13 protein-coding genes are annotated in these 14,225 nt (G+C 62.0%); 9 read left to right on the forward strand and 4 right to left on the reverse strand.

What is annotated here, in order from left to right; genetic code table 11:
* Positions 1 to 13 precede the first annotated feature (13 nt).
* Entirely contained in the window at positions 14 to 1,630 is a 1,617-nt protein-coding gene (locus GR183_RS10640) for a DUF1254 domain-containing protein (protein ID WP_160775548.1), read from the reverse strand.
* 569 nt (positions 1,631 to 2,199) lie between these two features.
* On the opposite strand from GR183_RS10640, the gene GR183_RS10645 reads away from it, so the two are divergent.
* The 7 genes from GR183_RS10645 to GR183_RS10675 all read left to right on the forward strand — a co-directional run bounded on the left by GR183_RS10645 (position 2,200) and on the right by GR183_RS10675 (position 9,131).
* On the forward strand, positions 2,200 to 2,787 hold the full coding sequence (locus GR183_RS10645) for a hypothetical protein (RefSeq protein ID WP_202395979.1): 588 nt from the start codon (positions 2,200 to 2,202) through the stop codon (positions 2,785 to 2,787).
* A gap of 287 nt (positions 2,788 to 3,074) precedes the next feature.
* Entirely contained in the window at positions 3,075 to 3,554 is a 480-nt protein-coding gene (locus GR183_RS10650; protein ID WP_160775549.1) for a DoxX family protein, read from the forward strand.
* Between the two features lie 1,232 nt (positions 3,555 to 4,786).
* Complete coding sequence (locus GR183_RS10655) at positions 4,787 to 6,697, forward strand: propionyl-CoA synthetase (RefSeq protein ID WP_160775550.1); 1,911 nt, start codon at positions 4,787 to 4,789, stop codon at positions 6,695 to 6,697.
* A gap of 59 nt (positions 6,698 to 6,756) precedes the next feature.
* A complete protein-coding gene (locus tag GR183_RS10660; RefSeq protein WP_160775551.1) occupies positions 6,757 to 7,455 on the forward strand; it encodes an RraA family protein in 699 nt (232 codons plus the stop codon).
* A gap of 170 nt (positions 7,456 to 7,625) precedes the next feature.
* On the forward strand, positions 7,626 to 7,883 hold the full coding sequence (locus GR183_RS10665) for a type II toxin-antitoxin system Phd/YefM family antitoxin (RefSeq protein WP_160775552.1): 258 nt from the start codon (positions 7,626 to 7,628) through the stop codon (positions 7,881 to 7,883).
* On the forward strand, positions 7,880 to 8,146 hold the full coding sequence (locus GR183_RS10670; protein WP_160775553.1) for a Txe/YoeB family addiction module toxin: 267 nt from the start codon (positions 7,880 to 7,882) through the stop codon (positions 8,144 to 8,146). Before GR183_RS10665 ends, GR183_RS10670 begins: the two co-directional genes overlap by 4 nt.
* 193 nt (positions 8,147 to 8,339) lie before the next feature.
* Positions 8,340 to 9,131 carry an SDR family NAD(P)-dependent oxidoreductase gene (locus tag GR183_RS10675; RefSeq protein WP_160775824.1) on the forward strand — a complete coding sequence of 264 codons (792 nt, stop codon included), beginning with the start codon at positions 8,340 to 8,342 and terminating at the stop codon, positions 9,129 to 9,131.
* A 176-nt stretch (positions 9,132 to 9,307) separates the two neighbouring features.
* On the opposite strand, the gene GR183_RS10680 is transcribed toward GR183_RS10675, so the two are convergent.
* Entirely contained in the window at positions 9,308 to 11,221 is a 1,914-nt protein-coding gene (locus tag GR183_RS10680) for an ABC transporter transmembrane domain-containing protein (RefSeq protein ID WP_160775554.1), read from the reverse strand.
* Positions 11,222 to 11,520: 299 nt separating this feature from the next.
* Here GR183_RS10680 and rpmE point away from each other — a divergent pair, with 299 nt between their 5' ends.
* Positions 11,521 to 11,745 carry a 50S ribosomal protein L31 gene (gene rpmE / locus GR183_RS10685; RefSeq protein WP_160775555.1) on the forward strand — a complete coding sequence of 75 codons (225 nt, stop codon included), beginning with the start codon at positions 11,521 to 11,523 and terminating at the stop codon, positions 11,743 to 11,745.
* 97 nt (positions 11,746 to 11,842) lie between these two features.
* On the opposite strand, the gene rcdA is transcribed toward rpmE, so the two are convergent.
* Positions 11,843 to 12,385, reverse strand: a complete 543-nt coding sequence (gene rcdA / locus GR183_RS10690) for a protease adaptor protein RcdA (RefSeq protein ID WP_160775556.1) — start codon at positions 12,383 to 12,385, stop codon at positions 11,843 to 11,845.
* 454 nt (positions 12,386 to 12,839) lie between these two features.
* Complete coding sequence (locus GR183_RS10695; RefSeq protein ID WP_160775557.1) at positions 12,840 to 13,037, reverse strand: DUF1192 domain-containing protein; 198 nt, start codon at positions 13,035 to 13,037, stop codon at positions 12,840 to 12,842.
* A 161-nt stretch (positions 13,038 to 13,198) separates the two neighbouring features.
* On the opposite strand from GR183_RS10695, the gene GR183_RS10700 reads away from it, so the two are divergent.
* A complete protein-coding gene (locus tag GR183_RS10700; protein ID WP_160775558.1) occupies positions 13,199 to 14,197 on the forward strand; it encodes an NAD(P)H-quinone oxidoreductase in 999 nt (332 codons plus the stop codon).
* Positions 14,198 to 14,225: the final 28 nt, after the last annotated feature.

The raw sequence follows: 14,225 nt of genomic DNA on the forward strand, positions 1-14,225 counted from the left end.
GCCGTGGCACATATCAATTCACCACCTCGATCTCGCCCGCGCGCCAGCTCTTGTCGAAGAAGCCCGGCAGCGGGCTGTAGAGCCTGAGGATCGTGAACCAGCCCTTTTCGGGGACCGTCTGGATCCAGTTGCCGCGCGCCACGCCATCCGGCTGCTCGGGACCGAAGTAGACCGTGGTCGATCCGTCGTCTGCGGCCTCGGCGGCGGGCGAGGGGTAGCTCTGGCTGCCGGCGCGCGGGTATTTCTGCGGCGTTTGCAGCATCGAGCGGGTCTGGTTGTCATAAAGCGTGAGCGACCAGAACGCTTCCGCCGGAATGCCCTTGGGCAGCGTGATCTTGTAGGTCTTCGCGCCGTCGAACGGCTCGCCGGCCGCGTCCAGGAACCCCATCAGGTACTGCGATCCCACACCCGGGATGCGCATGATCATGCCCGGGGAATCCAGCGTATAGGCGTAGTAGAAGGCCGTGCGGGAATCGAGCGTGCGCGCGCCCGTCGGCGGGTAGGGCTTGAACATGCCGTCCTCGAAGGCCGGTGGCGGCGTTTCGAAGAACGCGCCGCCTTGAAACAGCATGTTGCCCCACTGGGAATCCGGATAATACGCCCAGTCGGGGTGGGAGAGCGCGAAGCGCCAGTTGAGGGCGCGGCCCGTCGCGTTGCCGAAGGCGGCGGCGTCGGAGAGGATTTTCTTCATCCGCTCGTCGGGCTTGAACTCCTTGCCGTGGACGATGCCGATCGCCGCAAGCTGGCCGGCAAGCTCGATGTCGTAGCTCGTAGCCGGTTCGGCCTGCACGTTTTCGTTGATCATCTCGAAGAAGCCGAAGTCGCTCGGCGGGATCGTGTTGAAGGCGAGGTGGCTGCCCTCGACGAATTTCATATCCGGAATTTTCGGCTCGCCGGCGAGCTTCACCTCGCCCTCAAGCGCCTGCGCGATGGAGGTGCCGTAGCTGCCGGGCGCGTAGGGGTAGATCTTCAAATTCGCCTTGATGTTCTCGACGGCGGGCTTCGGATCGTTGCCGCCTTCGATGAAGGCGCGCGCTGCATAAAGCACGCGGCGGGTCTTGGAATGGGCGATGAAATATCCGCCTTCCGGCAGCGGCCCGTCGTAGCCGGGCCCGACCAGCAGATACTTGCCGCCGAGGCCCCGGTCGGGACCCGGCCTGCCGATGTCGATCACCCATGAAAACCACATGTCGTTGATGGTGCCGAGCCCTTGCGAAGGCTGCTCCAGCACCATCGGCCCGCTCGAAAGGTCGATCACGCTCATGTAGTAGACGGTGTCCGCGTTTGCCGTCAGGAACAGCGACGCGGAATCCATCAGTTCGGAGAAGATCACGGCGTCATTGTCTTTCGCGCCGACGCTTTCGATGCCCTTGGCGATCGCCAGTGCCGACGCGCCGCGAAAGCTGTTGTTGTAGACGTTGAGCGCGCGGGTAAACGCGAGCGTGTCGAACACCTTCCGTGCCGTATCCGCCGTCGGCACGCCGTCGGCGAACTCCAGCGTCCCTGTGCTTGTCTCCGCCTTGTCGGGCGCGCCGAGGGACTTGACCGTCTCCGGTGAAACCTGCGCGCCTGCCGCTGTGGCGAGCGCGGCGGACAGTACAATTCCGATAAACATCGACAGGCGAGACATGGCAATCACCTCCGCTTTTTGCGTTTAAATAGCTTTTACGACGTAGGGGAAGTTATTATTTTGGGGACGATATTATATCGTCATTGTGAAAGAGTCTTGTCGGATAACGAAGGATAAACTTGTCTAATTATTGAATATTCGAATGTTTTCTTTCCCGCTCACGGTTCGAAGCGGAACATGCGATAAAGGTTCAAGGGGTCGGTGAAAATCTGGTGCGCGCGGGTAAAACCGGCCTTGCGCCCAAGCTCCAGCCAGCCTTCGGCCCTTTCGGGAAAATCGCAGGTGTTGACGTGCTCGCGCAGGCGCTCAAACCAAGCAGCACGCGAAATCGAACCACGCGTAAGTTAGCCTGTCAATCTGAGCCGTTTTTCCGGAAACGCTCCTTCTCGCGCATATTTATTTTCACTTTTCATGATTTAACGCAGCGGAATTTCTCATTGTGATATTCTGCGCCCGCTCGGGCCAGGACGGTATTGATCCGGGAGCGAATCCTGATCGCGAAGGCGGCTTCGCCTTTCGCGGGAAGCGCTCCAGCGCCCGGTGGGGCTGGCACCAGGGAGGATCCGGCCATGAAAGCAAGCAGAATAACCGCACTCGCATTCTCCGCAGTTCTCGCATCGGGCGCTGTCGCGTATGCCGATGATTACGATCTCGACGCCCTTCGCGCGGCGACGGAAAAATACAAGGACGTGAACGTCGCGCTCGCCGAAGGCTTCATCCCCGATCCGTCGGGCCACTGCGTTACGGCGGCGGCGGAAGGGCTCGACCCCGCGCTCGGCGCCATGGGCATTCACTATCTGAATCCCGCGCTTTTGAAGATCACGGGCGACAAGCCGCGCGTCGACGGGGAAAGCACCTATACCGATTTCACGAAGCCGGCGATCCTGCTTTACGAGCCGCAGGCCGACGGCTCGCTCGTCCTTGTCGGGATAGAGAATCTCGTCTTCGAAAAGGCGTGGACGGCCACGCACGGCGACCCGCCGGTGATCAACGGCAGGACGTGGGATCACATGGCCGACAATCCGGACACGGAAAAGGACGAGGCGCACGGCTTCATGCCGCATTACGACCAGCACGTCTGGCTTTTCCGCGCCAATCCCTCGGGCGACCTGCAGCCGTTCAACCCGGCGGTTACCTGCGAAAATCACAAGGGCTGATCGATAAATTGCCGCCGCCCGGGGTTCGCCTCGCCGGGCGGCGGGTATCCTCGCTCGCGCGCGTTTTGTTGACCGCGCATTTGCAACTTAGAGCATATTCCGTTCAGATTGAATCAAGCTGAACGACAAGAATATGCTCAAAGCATTGATTTTGGAGCGAATTCTTATCGATCAAGTGATTTCACCTGATCGGAATGCGCTCCAGGTGATATGTTGCCTCCCTCCGCGCCGGCAGGGTCCGGCTCGGCTTCGCCATGCCGCGATGTTTCGCCGGAGGAAGCTTCAAGATGACGATCGATGAAAGGATCACCTCCCTCTGGGCGCGGCGGATCGCCCTGCTCCTGCTTCGCGTGACAACGGGTTTTCTGCTCGTCTGGTTCGGCCTCAACAAGGTGGTCAGCGGCAGCGCGCCGCTCGCCGTCCGGCGGAGTTTCGAGATCGACGGGGCGTTGCAGACGGCGGTTGGCCTTGCCGCCGGCGTTGGCGAAGTGCTGGTCGGCGCGCTCTGCGTGCTCGGTCTGTGGCGCAGGCTTGTCTTGCCGGTTCAGGCGGTGATCAACGGATCTACGGCGGTCATGGTCTGGTGGGCGATCCTGGATCCCTTCCGCTGGTACATCACGGGGGTGGACCGGATCGTCTTCAACTCGCACGTCTTTTACCCGACAAGCATCACCTTCGCGGCCTGCCTGCTGCTCATCGCCTTTCGCGAGCAGGACACGCTGGCGCTCGACACTTTGCGCGCGAAACGACGGCTTGAGGCCGCTTGACGGTTGGCATTTTTGCCTGCGACCTCAGCTATACGAAGAACGTCATCCCGGCCCGCGTGCGCTTTGGCGCACCGCGAGAGCCGGGACCCAGCGTATCGTTCGCGCGCCAGCGCGTCGTTGCATAAGGTGCGGGCAAAGCCCGCAACAGACGTCTGGATACCGGATCAGCGCTCGGCTTTACCTCGCTTGTCCGGCATGACGTTCTTCGTATAGTGGCATCTTCGCACTTACCATCGCCGTATCACCCCTGTCATCCCGGACGCGATGCAGCACGAAGTGATGCTTCGCAGAGCCGGGCTTGTCCTCGGCTTGATCGGGGAATCTCCCTCCACGCGCCGTGCCCTCTCGTCACGCGCTGCGCCGTGCGTTTTCCGCCTGAGATGCCCGCCTTCGCGGGCATGACAAAACAGGGCGGGCGTCCCCGGCCACTCGCCGCATCCTCGCCGCATGCCGTACCCTCTCAATCGTCATCGCCGGGCTCAGACCCGGCGACCCATTCGGCGGCGGCGGTAAATGGATGCGCGGATCGAGCCCCCCGATCAAGCCGGGGCAGGCCGCGCATGACGAACCGAGAGGGCAGAGCGCAATCACAAACTCAGCCTGTCATGCCCGCGCAGGCGGGCATCCAGTAACCGGCACCTTGGCTTCAAACGCTCGATCGGAGGTTACTGGCCCCCCGCTCGGAGGCGGGGGTGACAGCGCGGTGTTTCCGGGGCAAGTGCGCGGACGTTTTCATCCGGCATGGCCGCATCACTCCTGTCATCCCGTATTCGCGCGAGGCAGGGGCCGTATCACTCCTATCATCCCGGACTCGCATAGCAGCACGAAGTGATGCTTCGCAGAGCCGGGCCTGTCCTCGGTTGGATCGGGGAACCTCCCTCGACACGCCGCGTCGCCTCGTTTTTCCACCCGCCGCACCCTCCCTTCGTCTTACGCACTCCCCCCATCCGTCCAATATCCTAGGCGAGGCGGCCTTGCCTTTGGGCCGTGATTTCCGCACTCTCGCGGGTAATGGGAGAGTGCGCGTGTCTAGAGCGCTTTCCACGAAAGCGGGATCGCTTTCGTGATAAGAATTCGCTCCAGATTCAATATCTTGAGCATGTCCTTGTCGCGAAATCCGATTTGGATTTTGCAGGATATGCTCAAGAGCGCCTGAAAGCTTGCGTGGCCTCGGGGCAACTCCCTGATGTCACAAAGGCATTCGAAATCAGCCTGAGGGAGGTGACGGCGTCATGGCGAGCCGGTATGCGGAAGTCTATGCGGCGTGGAAGGCCGATCCGGAAGCTTTCTGGGCGGAAGCGGCGCAGGAGATCGACTGGATCAAGCCCTGGGACAAGGTGTTCGACGCGTCAGCCGGCACATACGGGCGCTGGTTCGTCGGGGCCGAGTGCAACACCTGCTACAACTGCCTCGACCGTCATGTGGAGCGTGGCCGCCCCGGCCAGCCCGCGATCATCTACGACAGCCCGATCACCGGCAGCAAGGCCACCTACACTTACGAGGAACTGCTGGAGCATGTGCAGGCGCTTGCCGCCGTGTTGCAGGATCGCGGGGTGGAGAAGGGCGACCGCGTCATCATCTATATGCCGATGATCCCGCAGGCCGTCATGGCGATGCTCGCCTGCGCGCGCCTTGGCGCCATTCACTCCGTCGTTTTCGGCGGGTTCGCCGCGCACGAGCTTGCCACCCGCATCGACGATGCGCAGCCGAAGGTGATCGTCTCCGCCTCCTGCGGTATCGAGCCTGGCCGCGTCGTCGCCTACAAGCCGCTGCTTGACGATGCGATCGCCCAGTCGAAGCACAAGCCCTCCGCCTGCCTCGTCTTCCAGCGCGAGCAGGAGATCGCCACGTTGATCGAGGGCCGCGATTACGACCTCGGCGAGGCGATGGACAACGCCATGTCCGCCGGTCGCGAAGTCGCTTGCGTTCCCGTCGCCGCGACGGACCCGCTTTATATCCTTTACACCTCCGGCACCACGGGCCAGCCGAAGGGTGTGGTGCGCGACAACGGCGGCCATATGGTCGCCCTCAAGTGGACGATGAAGAACCATTACGATGTCGACCCCGGCGAGGTTTTCTGGGCCGCGTCAGACGTCGGCTGGGTGGTGGGGCATTCCTACATCGTCTATGCGCCGCTTCTTCATGGCGCGACGACCGTCGTTTTCGAGGGCAAGCCGGTCGGCACGCCCGACGCCGGCGTCTTCTGGCGCGTGATTTCGGAGCACAGCGTCGTGAGCCTCTTCACCGCGCCGACTGCCTTTCGCGCGATCAAGAAGGAGGATCCGAACGGTAAGCTGATCGCCGATTACGATCTGTCCTCCTTCCGCTCGCTGTTCCTGGCGGGCGAGAGGGCGGACCCGGACACGATCAAATGGGCGGAGGAAAAGCTCGACGTTCCGGTGATCGATCATTGGTGGCAGACGGAAACGGGCTGGGCCATCGTCGGCAATCCGCTCGGCCTCGGCATGCTGCCGGTCAAGCTCGGTTCGCCCACGGTGCCGATGCCGGGATATGACGTTCAGGTGATCGACGATGCCGGCCATCCGGTTCCCGCAGGCACGCTCGGCAATGTGGTGGTGAAGCTGCCGTTGCCGCCCTCCTGCCTGCCAACGCTGTGGAACGCGGACGACCGCTTCCGCAAGGCTTACCTCGACGAGTTCCCCGGCTACTACAAGACGGCGGATGCCGGCGTGATCGATGAGGACGGCTATCTCTTCATCATGGCAAGGACGGACGACATCATAAACGTCGCGGGGCATCGCCTTTCCACCGGCGCGATGGAGGAGGTCCTGGCAAGCCATCCCGATGTCGCCGAATGTGCGGTCATCGGCGTGGCGGACCAGCTCAAGGGCCAGACGCCCTGCGGTTTCGTGGTGCTGAAGTCCGGCGTCAACCGACCGCCGGAGGAGATCGAGAAGGAGCTTGTCGGCCTTGTTCGCCAGCAGATCGGCCCGGTGGCGGCCTTCAAGCTTGCCGTTACGGTCGACCGTCTTCCGAAGACGCGCTCGGGCAAGATCCTGCGCGGCACCATGCGCCAACTTGCCGACGGCGAGGAGTTCAGGATCCCCGCCACGATCGACGATCCCGCGATCCTCGACGAGATTGGCGAAGCCTTGAGGGAGCATGGCATCGGCGTAAAGTGAGGGTGGGCGGGTCTCTTGCGACCGAACGCGCCACCTGCAAACGAACGGGAAGCTGAAACGTGATAGAAGAACCGCCGCTTCTGACGATCAAAAAGGAATTCAGGCGCCCCACGGAAAGCCAGATCTCGGCATTTCAGGGCGCGGCGACCGGACTTGTGGTGGATGCCCTTTTCGGTGCCGGGGCGCTTTCGAGCGCCATACAGCTTCTGGACAAGGGGGGCGGCGCCGAGGTTTGCGTGGCAGGCCCCGCCCTGACCGTCGATTGCGGCCCCGCCGATATTCTGGCCGCGTTGGCTTCACTGAATTACGTCAAGCCGGGCGATATCGTCATATCGGCTTTCAGTGGCCATCAGGGGTGTGCCGCCGGGGGTGACCGCCTTTCCGGCATGATGAAGAACTGCGGAGCCGCCGGCTTCGTCACGGACGGTCCGGTGCGCGATTCTGCGGGGATCATCGCATGCGGGCTTCCGGTCTGGTGCACCGGCCTCACGCCGGCCTCCCCCTATTCCAGTGGTCCCGGTTCGGTCGGCTTTCCGGTGCAGATCGGCGGTCAGGAAGTCGAAACCGGTGACATTATCGTCGCCGATCGCGACGGGGTCGTGGTTGTCCCGTTCGAGCGGATAGACGAGACCATCCAGAGCCTTGCCCGCGTCAGGCAACTGGAACAGGACCTTGATGCCCAGGTGGCCGAAGGCTTGAAGGTGCCCGACAGGATTGTCGAATTGCTGGCGAGCGACAAGGTCAGCTTTAGCGACTGAAGTTTTTGACGATGCGGCTGGTCGAACGGCTCCGGCATCGCATCGTGTTTCAATGATCCGGCTTTGAAATTTGCGTCCACCCCCGCCTCTTCTTCGAAGGGAGAGGTCGCTCTTGATCTTCGGCGCGTTCATGTACATATTCCTGTACATCGAAATGGAGAGATCGTCCCATGCCTCACGTCGGCTTTACGGAATTCCGCCAGAAGCTTGCCGCCCATCTCGATGAGGTGGTGGAAAGCCGTGCGCCTCTGGTCGTTACCCGGCGCGGGGCCGCTTCGGTAGTGGTTCTGTCGGAAGAGGAATTCGAGGGCTTGCAGGAGACGATCCATCTTCTGCGCAGCCCGAGTAATGCCGGTCGACTGATTGACTCCATTGCCGAACTTGAAGGCGGCAAAGGCGTGGAGCGCGATCCAACGGGCGATGAATGAGGCTCGTCTGGTCTCAAAACGCCTGGGAAGATTATCTCTACTGGCAGGAAGCCGACCCTGCGGTCGTGGCGAAGATCAACACACCGATCAAGGATGCGAAGCGCTCGCCCTTCAAGGGGCTGGGCAAACCGGAGCCGTTGAAGGGAAGCCTCAAGGGCTGGTGGTCACGGCGCATCACGGGCGAGCATCGCCTCGTCTATCGCGTCAGCGGAACGGGGGGCGTTCAAGCACTCGAAATCGCGGCCTGCCGATATCATTATTGAGCGTCGCTGCGGTTACCCACCGGCGGAAAATCAGGCCTTGCCCGGCCTGAATGCCAAGGCGTTCAGCGGCTTACCGCCCCTAATGGCCTGTCGCCGCAGCGGTATATTCACAACCGCTTGATCACGTCATCGACAAGCCCATCCTTGCGCACTAAGGTCCGCCTTCACTGAAAGTTCTTTGAGCGAGGATCTCGTGTCTCTGGAAAACAAGGTAGCCATCGTCACCGGAGCGGCTGGCGGTATCGGTCTTGCGATTGCCCGGCGCTTTGTCGCCGACGGTGCGCGCGTCGTCATCGCCGACGTCGATGAAGCGAAGGGCGAGGCGGCGGAAGCGGAACTGAGGGAAACCGGCGAGGCGACCTACATTCACTGCGACGTCTCGGAAAAGCTCGACGTTCGCAATCTCGTCGCCGGCACGCTCGATGCCTATGGAGATATCGACATTCTGGTCAATAACGCCGGCATCGTCGTCGGCGCCGATTTCCTCGACCTTGAGGAGGCCGATTTCGACCGCGTGCTGTCGATCAACCTGAAGGGCGCCTTCCTCTGCTCGCAGGCGGTCGCCCGGCATCTGGTCGAGCGGGTCAAGCAGGGCGGCCCGGCCGGCTCCATCATCAACATGTCGTCGGTCAACGCCGTGCTGGCGATCGCGAACCAGGTCCCCTACTCGGTTTCCAAGGGCGGCATGAACCAGCTCACCAAGGTTGGGGCCCTTTCGCTCGCGCCCTACGGCATCCGCGTCAACGCAATCGGCCCCGGCTCCATCATGACGGAGCTACTTGCTTCCGTGAACTCCGATCCGGCCGCCAAGGCCAAGATCCTCTCGCGCACGCCCATGGGCCGCATCGGCGAGCCTCATGAGATCGCCGGCATCGCTGCTTTCCTAGCGTCAGACGATGCGAGCTACATCACCGGCCAGACGATTTATGCCGACGGCGGGCGCATGCCGCTCAACTATACGGTGCCGGTGCCGGAAGAGGATTGAACGGTTTCCGGGAGCGGGGATAAATCCCGGTCAGGCGTTCCTTACGCTGCGTGAAACGCGCTGCGGCCTGTCCGGGAGCCGTTCCTGTCTTGCCGGAATTCAAGATCGGCGAGAATACCCCTTTTGGAAGCCTGTTTTGCCCGTCCGGAATTTTCTCCGCCGACGGGAGAGGGGTTTTATTCCGCAGCGGAACTGCGGCTTTCCCCGTTGAAGGCCTGCGCGCCGGTTTCGAACTGCAGCTTCGCCAGCTTCGCGTAAAGCCCGCCCCTGGCGACCAGTTCGTCGTGCCGTCCCGTCTCCACGATCCGGCCCTCGTCCATGACGATGATCCGGTCTGCTTTCAAAACCGTCGCCAGCCGGTGCGCGATCACCAGCGTCGTGCGGCCTTCCATCAGTCGTTCTAGTGCCGCCTGCACCAGCGTTTCGCTTTCCGCGTCAAGCGCGCTCGTCGCTTCGTCAAGCAGGAGGATCGGCGCGTCCTTCAGGATCGCGCGGGCGATCGCGATGCGCTGGCGCTGGCCGCCGGAAAGGGTGACGCCACGCTCGCCGATCACCGTGTCGTAGCCGTCCTTCATGGTGGAGATGAAGTCGGCTGCCGCTGCGGCTTCCGCGGCCTTGCGAATCTCCTCGATGCCGGCATCGGTGCGGCCGTAGGCGATGTTCTCCGCCGCCGTCGCGCCGAAAACAACCGTATCCTGCGGCACCAGCGCGATCTGGCCTCGCACGTCCTTCGGATCGCAGGCCTTGAGGTCGATCCCGTCGATGGAAACCCGTCCTGCCGTTGGGTCATAAAACCGCATCAGGAGATGGAAGAGCGTCGACTTGCCGGCGCCCGACGGCCCGACGACGGCGACCGTTTCGCCCGGCTTCACGTCAAGCTCCACATCGTGCAGCACCGGAACGTCGCTGCCGCCCTTGTAGGCGAAGGAAACCTCGTCGAATTTCACGGCTCCCGTCACCCGCTCCGGCAGTTTCACCGGGTTTTCGGGGGCAGCGATTTCAGGTTCCAGCTTCAGGATTTCCGCCAGCCGTTCCGCCGCGCCGGCTGCCAGCGATATCTCGCCCCAGACCTGGCTAAGCTCGCCGAGCGCGCCAGCGGCGAAGATCGAATAGAGCAGGAACTGGCCAAGTTCGCCCGCTGTCGTTCGCCCTGAAAAGACGTCGCTCGCCCCGATCCAGAGGACGGCGACGACGCTTGAGGCGATCACGAAAATCGCGAAAGCGGTCAGGAAGGCGCGCGCCCGGATCGCAGATCGTGCCGCCCGGAAGGCCTCTTCCACCGAGCCGGTGAAACGGCGGCTTGCGTGTCCTTCGTTGGTGAAGGCCTGCAGGGTGCGGATCGCGCCGATCGCTTCCGATGCATAGGCGGAGGCGTCGGCCAGCGTGTCCTGCGCATGGCGCGATTTCCTGCGCACGCTTCGTCCGAATGCGATCAGCGGCAGCACGATGATCGGGATCGCACCCAGAACCACCAGCGAAAGGCGAGGGCTCGTCACCACCATCATGCTTGAGGCGCCAAGGAACATCACCAGGTTGCGCATGGCGATGGAGGCGGACGCGCCGACGGCGGATTTTACCTGCGTGGTGTCCGCGGTCAGCCTGGAGACCATCTCGCCGGATTTCGCCTGGTCGAAAAACGCCGGCGACAGGCGGGTCAGATGCGAAAAGACGTCCGCCCTCACATCTGCGACGATCCGCTCGCCGAGCGAAGTGACGAGGTAGTACCTGAGCGCGCTGAAACTCGCCAGCGCGGCGACCACAACGATCAGGACCGAAAAGTAGTTGTTGATCAGCGCGGGATCGTCGGTTCCGAAGCCGTTGTCTATCATCCGGCGTATCGCTATCGGCAGAACCAGCGTCGTTGCCGCGGCCCCCAGAAGCGCGAAAAGCGCGGCCGCCACGCGCGGCTTGTAGCGGGCGAGATAGGGGGCTAGCGCGGCAAGCGGCCGCACGGAGCGGCTGCGCGGGGCGTCGGGCGAACTCTCGGATCCGTATCGTGCCAATTTGAATTCCCGCTTGCTGTCGATTTCCAATTGCCCGGATGAATAGCAGATTGCTGCTTCAAGGGAAGCCGCGGCAAATCGGTTCATGCCTGATTTGCCGCGATTCTATCATCCAGCCGCACACCGAGACTTGTTTTACGCCATTTGCTGGGGTATAGCCGTGCGGCAGGTTTCGGGCCGCGTCTTCGCGCGAGGATGGCGGCCTTTCTCGTTTCGCGAAAATCGGCTGAACTATGCGGGATTTCCGGTACGACCGGATCATCGCGGCCGGAATGACGCAAAACGAGGGATCGAACGCTGAGCGGCTGGAAGGTTTTCCGCAAGGGTTGAATAAATCCGGCCGGAAGAACGCCCTGACCGCACGACGGCACCGGAAAGGACTGGCCATGAAGAAAGAAATCCATCCCGACTACCACACCATCAAGGTAGTCATGACGGACGGCTCGGAATACGAGACGCGTTCAACCTACGGCGCGGAAGGCGACACGCTGCACCTCGACATCGACCCGCGCACGCATCCGGCGTGGACGGGCGGCGACCGCCAGCTCCTCGACCGTGGCGGCCGCGTTTCGCGCTTCAAGAACAAGTACGGCGGTTTCCTGGGCTCCTGAGCCAAAGGTACTCGGAACACGAAAAACCCGGCCTTTCGAGCCGGGTTTTTTGTTGCGTCGCCGTTTGCGGAAAAAGCGCCGGTTTTTGCTGCCGGCATCAGTTGATGCCGCCGGAACCGAAGGCCTGATTGATCCGGTCAAGATGATGCGACAGCGGATTGGCCTGCACTGCCGGTTCCACCGCCTGAATCCGGTCGAAAAGCATGCGGTTCAGATGGGAGATCCGCTCCTGAAGCCGCAGCGAGCGGTCGATCAGTACGCGCAGCCTTTCGGGCAGTTCGTCCCATCCCGGGCCACCGCGGCTTGCGGAAAGCTTGTCGAGGCGAACCTTGTTCTTTTCGCTGCCGGCCTGTTCGGCGGTCATTTCGCCTTCCTTGACCGCCCTTTGCAGGAGAAGCCAGGAGGCGAGTTGCATGAGCCGCGTCGTCAGGCGCATGGATTCGGTCGCATAGGTCAGGGAAGCGGTGCGCGAGAGCGATTTCGATTCCGTCCGGCCTTCGCCGTCGAGATAGGCGGCGGTTTCCTCCACCAGCCCCATACCCTCACGGTAGAGCTCGTCGAAAGTGTCGGAGTTCGCGAGATGGTCTGCAAAGGATATCGTACGGGCGGACGTGCCTGGGTTGATGAAATCCGTCGTCATCTGGCTGATGCACCTTCCTCTGGCGTTGTCTTTTTTTGAGCGCCGTTCCCGATACGGGTCGCTTCCGGCGTGAGCAGGCGGAAAAACCGCGCTGCACCTCGGGACATGTTCCGTATCGGATCAACGGCGATCGCTTGGGAGGAGCGTCGCAATTCGCATGCCAACCGCGAATTCGCCCGGATTTCGAAACCGTCCGAGCCTCTTGGATACACCGTTGCGCGGCACAAAAAAAGAGCCGCGGAGGCCGCGGCTCGAAGTCATTAACAGGGAGGCGTCAAACAGAGTGGACAGGAGCCACTCGGTATCCAGATGATCTGGATGTCTTAAGTTATAAATTGGAAAGCTTAATAACTCGTAAATGAATAAAATTTTAATGATCTGTTTTGGCACAGCCTGCTCGTATTTCGTGTGTTTGGCGCCTTCGTCATTGTAAATGTTGAATATTTTTCCGATTTTATTTACGGAAAATTGCGTCCGCGGCAGCTCTTACGCCCGAACGGTCGTCCCGTTCCTTACGTACGCGCTCTATTTCATGCTCAAGCGCGGCCAGTCTTTCGTCGAGTTCGTTAACCGAAAGGCGGGCCAGGTCATCACCGACGCGGATCTCCACGCCAGGCGTGATCAGGGGTAGATCGTCGTCGCGTTCGTTCATGGCCTGCCTCCCTATATTCGTTCCAACTCTCCAGACTAACGCGGCATGTGACGATTGTCAGCGCCGATCGAATTTCCTAAATCCGTCTGGCGGAACATGGCTCGCCATGTTCCCGGCAATCGTTCATCCTCTTGCTTCACAAATCCATTCGGAGACCGACCATGGCCGACACGCCCCGCATGATGACCGCAATCGTTGCAAGCGCCCCGGGCGGCCCGGATGTTCTGGAAGCCGTGGAAAGGCCGGTCCCGGCGCCCGGAGAGGGAGAAGTGCTGATAAAGGTCGGTGCGGCGGGCGTGAACCGGCCGGATGTTCTGCAGCGGATGGGTAATTATCCGCCGCCGCCGGGCGCTTCCGACATTCTGGGCCTTGAGGTCGCGGGCGAGGTGATCGCACTCGGCCGCGGCGTTGACGGTGTTGCGGAAGGCGACAAGGTCGTCGCTCTCGTTCCGGGCGGCGGCTACGCGGAATATTGCGCGGCCCATCACTCCAACACCCTGCCGGTGCCCGCAGGCCTTTCGATGGATCAGGCGGCGGCTTTGCCCGAAACCTTCTTCACGGTATGGACGAATGTGTTCGACCGCGTCGGCCTCAAGGCGGGGGAACGATTTCTCGTGCACGGCGGAACGTCCGGGATCGGTACCACGGCGATCCAGCTTGCCAAGGCCTTCGGGGCCGAGGTCTTCACCACCGTGGGCACGGACGAGAAGAAAACGGCGGCGCAAGCGCTCGGCGCCGATCACGTCATCAACTACAACACGACCGATTTCGTCTCCGAAATTCTCTCGCTTACCGGCAAGGCCGGGGTGCATGTTATTCTCGATATGGTCGGCGGCGACTATGTGGAGAAAAACTGGACGGTCGCGGCGGTGGAAGGGCGCATCTGCCAGATCGCCACGCTGAACGGGCCCTCGGAGCAGGCGAATTTCTCCAAGCTGATGGTAAAGCGCCTCATTCACACGGGCTCCACGCTTCGTGCGCGCGATGTCGGATTCAAGGCGGCGATCGCGCGAAACCTCAGGGAAAAGGTCTGGCCGCTGATCGAAACGGGACAGGTGCGCCCGGTGATGGATTCGAGTTTTCCGCTGCGTGAAGCCGCGAAAGCGCATGCGCGGATGGAAAGCTCCGGCCATATCGGCAAGATCGTCCTGACCGTTTGAGGGATGGGGCTTTTCAGTCACGCAGCGG

The sequence above is a fragment of the Stappia sediminis genome (assembly GCF_009826895.1).
In the GTDB taxonomy this organism is placed as follows: Bacteria; Pseudomonadota; Alphaproteobacteria; order Rhizobiales; family Stappiaceae; genus Hongsoonwoonella; species Hongsoonwoonella sediminis.

Bases quoted from the DNA above. Each gene is read 5' to 3' on its own strand.
- GR183_RS10640 (WP_160775548.1), bottom strand. From the start codon at position 1,630: ATGTCTCGCCTGTCGATGTTTATCGGAATTGTACTGTCCGCCGCGCTC.
- GR183_RS10645 (WP_202395979.1), top strand. From the start codon at position 2,200: ATGAAAGCAAGCAGAATAACCGCACTCGCATTCTCCGCAGTTCTCGCA.
- GR183_RS10650 (WP_160775549.1), top strand. From the start codon at position 3,075: ATGACGATCGATGAAAGGATCACCTCCCTCTGGGCGCGGCGGATCGCC.
- GR183_RS10655 (WP_160775550.1), top strand. From the start codon at position 4,787: ATGGCGAGCCGGTATGCGGAAGTCTATGCGGCGTGGAAGGCCGATCCG.
- GR183_RS10665 (WP_160775552.1), top strand. From the start codon at position 7,626: ATGCCTCACGTCGGCTTTACGGAATTCCGCCAGAAGCTTGCCGCCCAT.
- GR183_RS10670 (WP_160775553.1), top strand. From the start codon at position 7,880: ATGAGGCTCGTCTGGTCTCAAAACGCCTGGGAAGATTATCTCTACTGG.
- GR183_RS10680 (WP_160775554.1), bottom strand. From the start codon at position 11,221: ATGAACCGATTTGCCGCGGCTTCCCTTGAAGCAGCAATCTGCTATTCA.
- rpmE (WP_160775555.1), top strand. From the start codon at position 11,521: ATGAAGAAAGAAATCCATCCCGACTACCACACCATCAAGGTAGTCATG.
- rcdA (WP_160775556.1), bottom strand. From the start codon at position 12,385: ATGACGACGGATTTCATCAACCCAGGCACGTCCGCCCGTACGATATCC.
- GR183_RS10695 (WP_160775557.1), bottom strand. From the start codon at position 13,037: ATGAACGAACGCGACGACGATCTACCCCTGATCACGCCTGGCGTGGAG.
- GR183_RS10700 (WP_160775558.1), top strand. From the start codon at position 13,199: ATGGCCGACACGCCCCGCATGATGACCGCAATCGTTGCAAGCGCCCCG.